The sequence below is a fragment of the Aliamphritea ceti genome (assembly GCF_024347215.1).
Taxonomy (GTDB): domain Bacteria; phylum Pseudomonadota; class Gammaproteobacteria; order Pseudomonadales; family Balneatricaceae; genus Amphritea; species Amphritea ceti.
In genome coordinates this window covers 4,273,429-4,283,455 of sequence record NZ_AP025282.1, presented here as the reverse complement: position 1 = coordinate 4,283,455, position 10,027 = coordinate 4,273,429, and the positions used below count along the sequence as shown (strand labels likewise).

The window sequence follows — 10,027 nt, the reverse complement described above, 5'->3', positions numbered from 1 at the left end:
GGATAAGGGCTATCAAGGGAGCTAAAAAATGATTACTACCAGGGAATGGTGTTACCACTGAATTCGAAGAACTGGCCCGATTGATCTGGCCCTGCCTGGGTTAAAATTTGCTGTAATCCTGTAACACTCTCTGCGGTACTGATGAGTGCATTCGGACCGCCCATTTCTGTCTGTACCCAGCCAGGATGAAGGCTTACAACATTGATATCCATAGGTGCTAAGTCGATAGACATACTTTTCACAACCTGATTAACGGCTGTTTTTGAAGAGCGGTAGATATATCCACCGCCTCCCTGGTTGTCGGCGATACTGCCAACTTTGCTGCTGATGATAGCAATCAGTTTATGCTCGCTCGCTGCAACCTGATTTACAAATGCCTGAGATAACATCAACGGAGCCAGAGTATTAACTTCTAATACTTCACGCCAGGCCTGGGGGTCTACAGAACCGAAGCTGTAATTGCTCGGTCCATAAAGGCCTGCGTTGCTGAGTAGGATATCAATAGTGGTATCTTTGAGTTGTTCTGACAGTTCGGCTACCTGGATATAATCGGTAACATCGAGTGGGAATATTTCAATATTGCTGTGTTGTGCAGCCAGTGCCTGCAATTCATCAGCGCTGTCTGGATGCCGACAACAGGCTAATACCCGCCAGTTATTCGCCGCGAACTGTTTGCTCAGTTCAAGGCCAATACCGCGATTACAGCCGGTTATCAGAATAGTTGAAGATTTCATGGCCACAGGCTCCGCAAAAAAGTAATGCCGCGAGCATAGCAGAAGTAGACGTTATTGTGCTTTTAGAACGTCGGAATCATCACTGAGTTTAGCCGGTGAGTTCGCCTGTTTCAGTGCCTGCTGCCAGATACTTTTCATGAAGTTACGCTGACGACTATTCAGTTCTGGCCATCTAAATGTAAAGTCGATGCAGGCTTCGTTATGAGGCAGGGCCTTGGCTTTTTTCAGGGCGCTATAGGTTTCTTCGTTGGCCGGAAAACTGTTGAGCCGTTGGTAAATAGCATTTTTCTGGAATTCTTTGCTTAGCGTAAAGTTTATCCATTCTTCGGCGATACGTTTATGTAACGGGCGTTCTTTCAAGGTTCTGCTGAGTGAATGTCCATCAATCCAAATAGTTGTACCTTCTTGGGGGCAGGCCAGTTTCCAGCTTTCTCCGCGGCGACTTAATTCCGGAAAAGAAAACCCCCAGGACGTCGCCAGCTGGTGTCCACTCAGGTCACTGGCGGTATCTACACCGCTCCAAAGCTTATTAGCATTGCTGGCAAGCTGGCTAAGCATTTGTTTGATTTCGGGAGTATTAAGTTTGTCTATGTTGCTAATGTCTTCAATATTCAGGCCGGCAGCGAGGGCCGTGATGTAAATATTAGCTTCGTAGTAATCTGAATTGATTGTGTATTTCCCTGCATAAACTGTATTCCATAAGCTTTTCCAGGACGTAGGAGCAATTGGCAGGCTTTGTTGATTATAGGCCAGACCATATGGGCCGTAGGTCAGGGGAATAAAGAAGACTTTGTCAGTAGCCGTGACGTAATTAAGTGTTTTTAAGCGCGCTATCAGGCTGGCATAGTTTGGAATGTTGTCCAGATTGACGGGGGTTATCAGCGCTCTGTCGAGAAACTTATAGCGTGAATCATTCAGTACGTTGTGACTGGGCGCAATAATATCCACTCTGTTGGCACGTATGGCATCAAAATAATCGTCGGATGATGTGACATAACTGATCTCAAAATTGAGTTTAACGTCGTATCTTTGACTGATATCTGACTTGAACTGCTCAACCTGTGATTTTGGCGCGTAGCCTTGCCAGGTTAGCATTCGAAGTGTGAGAGATTCTTTAGCTAAAGTGGATGTGCTGGGTAGCATCAGAGAAAGCCAAAGCAAACTGTAGCAAAGAGCTTTAAGCCTAAGCGGTTTAGGATATCTGCGTTGTATAGTTAAGTCAGGCAGTCTTGCTGATTTGCGTAGGCTTTTCAGTTTGAACATCGAATCCTCAAAAACGGATATAACCTGTTTGATTATAAGTAAGATTCATTATTGTGAAAGGCTGTAGCCCATCAGAATAGGTAACAGGCTTAACGAGGTACTTAAAGTAATTACCCTTAGAGCTAATTATTTATAAAGGCTCTGAAAAATACTAAAGCAGAATTAATGATTACATCAGCTAACAATGCTCGTGGTTAAACAACCAAATAGATAAATTTAGTTGAGTATTATCGCTAAAGTTAAAAACATATTTAACATTTACAGGGGTAAATTCCTGTTAATGTTCCCCGCAGATGGGTTTTAATGCTCAAAGCCGCACTATGCTTCGCTTATCTACAGTCTGAGGCTAACTTCTTGTAGAATATCAAAATTGATCCACAAAACGACATATTCAGTCTTGTCTCAGGTAGGCCAATTGGGATTGTGCTGCTAGAGTGGAGGCTGTTGATGTGATCAGAGCAACTTAATATCGTCGCTCTAAATACATAGCTTGTGCCAGTGTCCAGCAGTATCAGGGAGCTGAAATCGCACAGTTACAGAAGGATATAACGATGCTTGGCCGCCGTATTTTAGCTGCAACGGTATTATTAGTACTGTCTTCTATTACGTCAGTTTCCTATGCTCAGGACTGGATTTATACGACCACTAAGGGTGATAACCTCTGGAACCTGAGTGAACAGTATCTGGACCGGGTTTCTCGCTTTGAAGCGCTGCGTAAACTTAATGGTATTGAAAATCCAAAGCAAATGCCGCCGGGCATTAAACTGCGTATTCCACTTAAGTGGGTTCGCAGTAATCCGGTACCGGCAGTTATCGATGAGTTGTTAGGCGACGCTCAGTTACAGCGTGCAGGTTCTGGTGATCTGGTAACTCTGCAAGCTGGCGATGAAGTGTATCTTGGTGATCAGATAAGAACTGGCGGCGAAAGCACATTAGCAATCCGGTTTGCGGATGACAGCATTCTGACACTTTATGCGGATAGTCTGATTCGGTTTGATCACCTGAGTGCGCACGGTAAAACCGGCATGGTTGATTCCCGCTTAAACCTGATTCAGGGACGTATGGATACCCGGGTTACACCTGCTTCAGGTCCGGGTTCCCGGTTCGAAATTCAGACACCTTCAGCGATTAGCGCAGTACGGGGTACGGAATACCGGGCACTGGTCGGTGCTGACGGTAAGGTCTCCAACATCGAAGTACTACACGGCAAAGTAAAGGTCAGCGGCGCCGGTAAACACACTCTGGTAAAACGTGGTTTTGGTACCCAGGTTGCCGAAGGCAAAGCGCCGATTAAACCGCGCAAGCTGCTGCCTGCACCGGAGTTATCCGCTTTTAACGGCCCGATTCGTAATATCAGTGAGCTAGTCAGCTGGCCTGTGATCGAGAAAGCAGAAAGGTATCGTGTAGAAGTATCTGCTGATGAAGCATTCGATATAGTTCAGTGGACGCAAATCAGTGAATATGCCAAAGCGGCTTTACCGGATATTGCCGATGGAGCCTACTATCTACGGGTTCGTGCTATCGATTCTTTAGGGTTGGAAGGCCTTAATAGTGTGCAGCCGTTTTTACTCGATGCACATCCCCAGCCGCCATTGCAGTTACAGCCGGTACCGGATCAGGTGCTACGTGGTGAAACAGCTGTATTACAATGGACTCAGTCAGCAGAAGCCCAACGTTACCGGTTAGAAATTGCGACTGATGCCGCTTTCGATCAGGCGATTGTTGATCAGAGTGACATTAGCGATACCCGATTTGATACCGCTGATTTAGCTGTCCCGGGTAAGTATTACTGGCGTCTGACCAGCATTACCGCGACTGGTGAGTTAGGTCCCGTGGGTATTTCCCGTAGTTGGCAGGTGAAACCTGCGGCGGAGAAAGTTGAAGCTGAAGTAGGAGCCTCTGAAGACGGTAAACTGGTTGCTTCATGGCGTGCCGGCTCAGAAGAACAGAGTTATCAGGTTCAGATAGCAACGGAAGAAACATTTGAAAATCTGTTACTGGATCAGCAGCAGAATGAAGCCCGTATCAGCTTTGATGCGGTAGAAGGGCAGGTTCGGTACTTGAGGGTGCGCAGTATTGAGTCTGATGGTTATCTTGGCCCGTGGGGCACAGTGCAACGGATTCTGCCGATTCCGGATTACACACCACTGTGGTTGTCCGCTGGAGCTATGCTTTTGATGTTGCTTTAGCCCTATGCGATTGTCAGAATCCCATCGTAGCCGGCTATATGCGGTATGTTTGTTCCTGTTACTGTTATTCAGTGGCCTGGGGCTGACATTTAATCGCGGGCTGGAACGTCTGGATTTGATGATTTATGACCAGATGCTGCCAGCGCACGCTGTCAGTATGAGTGATCAGGTTGTTATTGTTGCGATTGATGATTATAGCTTGCAGCAGCTTGGTCGCTGGCCCTGGTCGCGCAAACGTCACGCTGAGCTGGTGTATAAGCTTACTGAAATGGATGCGGCCGTCATTGGTATCGATGTTTTATTTGTCGAGCCACAGAAAGATGACCCAGAGGCGGATGATGTCTTTTCTGAAGCACTACTACGCAGTGGACGCAGTGTACTGAGCATTGCCCCCGGTGTTCAGATGCCGGGTTCACTGATCAGTGAAGTGATGCCTTTACCTGATCTTGCCATCAGTGCAGAAGCCATTGGGCACGTAGATGTTGAATTAGATGTTGACGGTTTATGCCGTCGCTTCTTTTTGTACAGCGGGGTGGGTGATGCCCGCTGGCCAGCATTGGCTATGGCTATGTTGCGGGTCAATGGTGAAACCGATCAGTTAGAAACACTGATTAATGTGGAAAACACCCCGGTAATCCGCTCGGATTACTGGCTACGCCGCCAGAGTATTATGATTCCTTTCGCTAAAACCGGAGAGCGTCCGCAAACCTATTCCTGGGCGGATATTATTGCTGACCGGGTACCTGCCGAAGCTATTCAGGGGAAATACGTTTTAGTTGGCGCTACCGCAACAGGTTTGGGCGATGCCCTGTCTACACCAGCAGCAGCGGCCCATGAACGTATCCCCGGTGTTGAGTTGAATGCGCATATTCTGAATGCGCTGCTGCGGGGAGAAGGTATCAGTGAGGTTACCCCTGCCTGGTATGTAGGCGTTACACTGGCATTTATCTGCCTGGTAACTCTGGCTGTCGTGTTATTACCGCTACGGGCAGGATTGATTTTTACCCTGACTATTTTGCTGGGATTACCGGTTCTGAGCCTGACTTTACTGGTTGGCTGGCAGTTATGGTTTGCGCCGGCAGCCGCACTGATTATTGTCGCTTTACCCTGGCCGTTATGGAATGTCTGGCAGCTGGGGATTGATGCCCGTCTTAAACATAAGCTACTGCAACAATTGGCGCATCAGGTTCAGCACCATGTGGCGACCGGGTTGCCAAATTCAGTGATGCTTCGCCAGCGTCTGAGCCAGGCAATTGCTGAGCAGGAAGGTGCACAAACCTGTGTGGGTCTGCTGGTGATACATTTCAACTGGTCTGGTTCGGCCAGTACTGCACTTGAATGTCCGGTAGATGATAAACAGCTGCAGTTTGTTGGTAAACGGTTACGGGAAATCATCAGTGAAGAGTATTTTATTGCGCATCTGAACGGTGATGACTTTGCTGTTCTGTTAACTGATCTGAAAGAAATAGAGCACGTTAAAGACGCCGCGGTTAGTTTGTTATCGTCATTGCAGCAGCCCTTGAAGATGAATGACGAGTCCTATCTGTTACTGACTCCTCGCATAGGTGCTTCAGTGTGGCCGGAAGATTGTTTTGATGCAGCTGGGCTGATTCGTAATGCTTATACGGCGATGTTTAAATCCCGGGTCGATGATAGCGACAGCCTGTGTATTTATTCACAGGGTGCGGGTTTACAGCTAGAGCTGCGTTCACAGGTAGAACAGGCACTGGTGCATGCTTTGGATCGTGGTGAATTCGAAATTTATTATCAGCCGCAGGTACGGGCGGATACCGGCCGGATGGTGGGTGTAGAAGCGTTGCTACGCTGGAATAGTCCGCAGTTAGGGCGTATCCCACCAGGCATATTCATTCCTGTTGCTGAACATGTAGGCCTGATCCCGATGATTGGTAGTTGGGTGCTGAAGACTGCCTGCGAGCAGTTGCAGGACTGGCATGATGCGGGTTTGCCGCGTATTCGTCTGGCAATTAATGTTTCGCCATTGCAGTTTGCTGATCCGGAGTTAGAGCGCCGGTTGGCACAAACGGTACAGCAGTTGAATGTGTCTCCCGGTGATCTTGAGTTAGAGATTACCGAAGGCTCGCTTATGTGGGATATGGATCAGGCCGTGACGATCATGAAGCGGATGAAAGCGCAGGGCGTTGATCTGGCGGTAGATGATTTTGGTACGGGCTATTCGTCACTGAGCAGTCTGCGGCATTTTCCGCTCGACCGGCTTAAGATCGATCAGTCTTTTACCCGTGAAATTGGCAATGACGATGCCGCGACAGAAATTACCCTGACGATTATATCCATGGGTAAGCGTTTAGGTTTACGGATAATTGCCGAAGGGGTAGAAACGGCTGAACAGGCGGACTTCCTGCGTAAGCATGGGTGTGATGAATTTCAGGGGCACTATTTTGGGCGCCCGCTGGATGCCGACCAGATAACAGACCTGTTAGTGGATATTATGATCGAAAACAGCGTTAAGAAGTCTTCAGCGGCTGCTCAGGACACTGAAGAGAGTATCTGACGCCAGCCTTGCTACTCTCTGTTCCTTTTCTTTCTCTCTTGTGACCACTTTCATCAATAGCACTCAAAGCTGTTGCTCATTGAACGTCAGTATTATGTTGGCTGTGGATCGGTGAGCCCGAAGAAAATAGGCGGACAATAAAAAAGCCGTTAGTCTGAAAGACTAACGGCTTGTTCGATCAATGGGGCACTCAGGAGATCGATGCCCGTAATCGAAAAGAATAAGTTGTTCGCCGGTTTGCATGTCTGAATATGCTGATCAATTGCCCATTGAGTCGACCGGCGAGCATAGAGGTATAAGCAAGGTGTATGCCTCGCAGGGCATACGGGGTAGAGCTTTAAATTTCCGCACGACCCAGTGAACGTAACAGTTCATTCACTTTGTCTTTGCCGCCTACGCTCTCGTAGAATTTCGGCCATACAGCTTTCTGAGCACGCGCGGCCCATTCAGCTTCATCCTGCAGGGTATCGATCTGCATGTTGTACTTGTTCACCAACTCATCTTTGATGATGCTTTCTTTCTCTTTCAGCCAGGAGATACTGTATTTAGTCGCTTCTTTACCTGCTTCCAGAATAGCTTTTTGAGTAGCTGCATCTTGATCCTGGAATAGAGATTCAGAGATGATCAGAGGCTCTAACAGGAACAGGTAGTGCAGATCAGCGATGTACTTTTGTACTTCACCGAACTTCATTGCGTAGATAGTGGTGTACGGCGTGTCCTGACCATCTACAACTCCCTGTTGCAGCGCTGTAAAGGTTTCAGACCATGCCATTGGCGTTGGGTTTATACCCCAGGACTGATAGGTATCGATCATGATCTCATTTTTAGGTACCCGTACAACTACACCTTCCAGGTCAGAGATTTTCTGGATGGGTTTTTTAGAGTTACTCAGTACGCGGAAACCGGAGTAAGTCCAGCCGAGAATACGGGTGTTGGAATCACGGATAGTGTTTTCGACTAGCTCGTCGGCGATAGAGCCTTCAGTTGCAGCGATTGCCTGATCCAGATTTTCGAAGATGTAAGGCAGAGACAAAATCCCCAGGCTTGGTGAAAATGGCGTTAAGTTGTTGCTCGCAAGAATAGAGAAATCAGTAGTGCCCAGAGCAACGTCGTTGACCGTATCCTGCTCTGATCCTAACTGACCGTTAAGGAACAGTTTTGCAGAATGCTTACCGCCGGTTTTTGCTTCCAGAAGTTCAATAAACTTCAGTCCCAGCGCTTCCTGAGCACTGCTGCCACCGTCACCTACTGCGATATTCCAGTTGGCTGACAGCGCGCTGGCAGAGAAGAGTAGACCTGCGGCAAGGGATACAGCTTTAGCGATATTATTTTTATGTTTCATGTATTGCTCCTAGGGTGAAGCCGGTGATTAAAACCGACTAAATGTATCTATCGTAAGAGGTAGAGTGGCAACGATAATCAGGTAATTTTTTTATTGGCAATTAGATCCAACGTCTTGCGAAATGTAGCTCCAACTCTGGTAACTCCAGTAAATACAACGCTTTCAGGGGGAATTAGATAGAGTAAAAATTGTCACATATTTGACGTTCAGCAATAGCAATTAGAAAGAAAAACGGTTGATGAAATGAAAATTCAAAACTTGGTGTGTTTTACGATTGGAATCTGTCTATGGGCGAATGTAGGACTGGCGGATGAAACTTTTTTCCGCAGTATTCAGCAGGCAGATTTAAATACCGCTGAAGCAATTCTCCAGAAAGATGCATCAGTATTGGAGGCAAGGGATAAGAGTGGCTATACACCGCTACTGATTGCAGCACAGCAGAATAATTTACCGATGATGAAGCTGTTGCTGGAACAGGGAGCCAATGTGAATGCAATGAATCATAAACGTCGGGATATTCTGAATATTGCAATATCAGTAAGGAATCCGGAAATTGCCAGACTGGCACTGCAGGCCGGAGCGGATCCTACATTAGTGACGTCGGTGTATCAGGGCTCAGCGCTTATTTATGCGACCCATCAGGCCGAGCTTGAAATTATGCAGATGCTAATTGCTGCTGGTGCACCGCTTAACAGAGTGAATAATCTGGGCTGGACTGCTTTATTGGAAGCCGCCATTCTTGGCGATGGCAGTGAAAATTATGCCAGTGCTGTTAAGTTATTACTGGAAGCCGGTGCAGATAAGAATATAGCTGACAAGAAAGGTAAAACCCCGCTGAATCATGCTCAGGATAAAGGGCATCAGTTACTGATTGAATTGCTGGATGATTCGGTAGAAGAATGATCCGGTGTTATTTTCGGACTAGGTTAGCAGTATGTTTCAGTCAGATGTTTGGATGCCTTCATTAACAGATGTAACTCATCTGACCGTATTTTAACTATGTTAACTGCTATGTTGCTTATTAAATGTATCAGACAGGTATTCCAGTAATTCATCTAATGCGAGTATTAACTGCTCCTGATTTTGCTCGGTAAAAGCCTCACAAATCCGCTGATGATAAGCGATAATTTTTTGCCGGCTGCGCAAGCGCACTATGGTCATATTCATAATAGGAACCAGCGCATCTATGATGGAATAGATGATCATCTGTAGCATTGGGTTTTCAGTTGCATCGGTGATGTAACGGTGAAAGGCAACGTCTGCGGCGCAAAATTCACTGTCGGATAAATCCGTATTCTGCTGATGGGCCAGGCACTGGTTTAATCCGGTCATGTATTCTTCAGACCAGTTTTGCAAAGCAAGTTTGCAGCATTCGGTTTGGAGCAGTTTACGGGTCTGAATGATGTCATCCATTTCAACCGAGCCCATACTGATCATCAGCATCGTTGAAGATGCTAAAAACTCTGTGGCGTCTTTCATCTCAAAACCATTCACAAACGTACCACCTGCTGGCCCGCGCTTTGAGCGGATCAGGTTTTGCGCGGCCAGACGTTTGAGAGCTTCCCGTATGGTTGGGCGGGAAACATTAAATTGTGCTGCCAGTTCAAATTCAGTAGGCAGACGGTCATCTTTTTTTAATTCGCCACTGAGAATTGCCTGACGTAGCTGCTCAGCAATTTGTTTGGTCGCGCTGGTAGTAACAATACTGCCAAACTGAGTTGGACTGGCTGGCGATGTTTGTTTCGGTGACGACAAAGTAAATTCCTTACTTTACGAAGTAGAGTCTATAGCAGCGTTGCTAACTGTTTTGTGGTTAAGGTAACAGTATCAACCTTTGGTCGGGCTTGACAATCATTCCTTAGTTAAAATATTTTATTATTTGTCATACAAATAGAATTCGCTTATCAAATACTGCTTTCCGCAGTTTGGTAAAGAGTTTCCAGGCAGATTTAAAAACTGAAAACGCGGC

At 46.8% G+C, this 10,027-nt stretch carries 7 protein-coding genes; 3 read left to right on the top strand and 4 right to left on the bottom strand.

Features of this window, described 5'->3' with window-relative positions:
• Window positions 1-35: 35 nt before the first annotated feature.
• Both OCU49_RS19515 and OCU49_RS19510 read right to left on the bottom strand, forming a co-directional pair.
• Window positions 36-734 (bottom strand): SDR family oxidoreductase, encoded by a 699-nt coding sequence (locus OCU49_RS19515; RefSeq protein WP_261842214.1) that lies wholly within the window; start codon window positions 732-734, stop codon window positions 36-38.
• 51 nt (window positions 735-785) lie between these two features.
• Entirely contained in the window at window positions 786-1,877 is a 1,092-nt protein-coding gene (locus OCU49_RS19510; RefSeq protein WP_261842213.1) for an ABC transporter substrate-binding protein, read from the bottom strand.
• Window positions 1,878-2,548: 671 nt separating this feature from the next.
• On the opposite strand from OCU49_RS19510, the gene OCU49_RS19505 reads away from it, so the two are divergent.
• Together OCU49_RS19505 and OCU49_RS19500 are read left to right on the top strand one after the other, a co-directional pair.
• Window positions 2,549-4,186, top strand: coding sequence for a FecR domain-containing protein (locus OCU49_RS19505; protein ID WP_261842212.1), 1,638 nt, complete (start codon window positions 2,549-2,551; stop codon window positions 4,184-4,186).
• Between the two features lie 4 nt (window positions 4,187-4,190).
• Window positions 4,191-6,716, top strand: coding sequence for a putative bifunctional diguanylate cyclase/phosphodiesterase (locus OCU49_RS19500; RefSeq protein ID WP_261842211.1), 2,526 nt, complete (start codon window positions 4,191-4,193; stop codon window positions 6,714-6,716).
• 337 nt (window positions 6,717-7,053) lie between these two features.
• Here OCU49_RS19500 and OCU49_RS19495 read toward each other — a convergent pair whose 3' ends face one another.
• A complete protein-coding gene (locus OCU49_RS19495; protein WP_261842210.1) occupies window positions 7,054-8,058 on the bottom strand; it encodes a TRAP transporter substrate-binding protein in 1,005 nt (334 codons plus the stop codon).
• Between the two features lie 243 nt (window positions 8,059-8,301).
• On the opposite strand from OCU49_RS19495, the gene OCU49_RS19490 reads away from it, so the two are divergent.
• A complete protein-coding gene (locus OCU49_RS19490) occupies window positions 8,302-8,961 on the top strand; it encodes an ankyrin repeat domain-containing protein (protein WP_261842209.1) in 660 nt (219 codons plus the stop codon).
• A 99-nt stretch (window positions 8,962-9,060) separates the two neighbouring features.
• Here OCU49_RS19490 and OCU49_RS19485 read toward each other — a convergent pair whose 3' ends face one another.
• Entirely contained in the window at window positions 9,061-9,813 is a 753-nt protein-coding gene (locus OCU49_RS19485; protein ID WP_261842208.1) for a FadR/GntR family transcriptional regulator, read from the bottom strand.
• Window positions 9,814-10,027: the final 214 nt, after the last annotated feature.

Excerpts from the sequence above, each read along its gene's own strand:
- OCU49_RS19495 (WP_261842210.1), bottom strand. The coding sequence starts at position 8,058 with ATGAAACATAAAAATAATATCGCTAAAGCTGTATCCCTTGCCGCAGGT.
- OCU49_RS19490 (WP_261842209.1), top strand. The coding sequence starts at position 8,302 with ATGAAAATTCAAAACTTGGTGTGTTTTACGATTGGAATCTGTCTATGG.
- OCU49_RS19505 (WP_261842212.1), top strand. The coding sequence starts at position 2,549 with ATGCTTGGCCGCCGTATTTTAGCTGCAACGGTATTATTAGTACTGTCT.
- OCU49_RS19515 (WP_261842214.1), bottom strand. The coding sequence starts at position 734 with ATGAAATCTTCAACTATTCTGATAACCGGCTGTAATCGCGGTATTGGC.
- OCU49_RS19500 (WP_261842211.1), top strand. The coding sequence starts at position 4,191 with ATGCGATTGTCAGAATCCCATCGTAGCCGGCTATATGCGGTATGTTTG.
- OCU49_RS19510 (WP_261842213.1), bottom strand. The coding sequence starts at position 1,877 with ATGCTACCCAGCACATCCACTTTAGCTAAAGAATCTCTCACACTTCGA.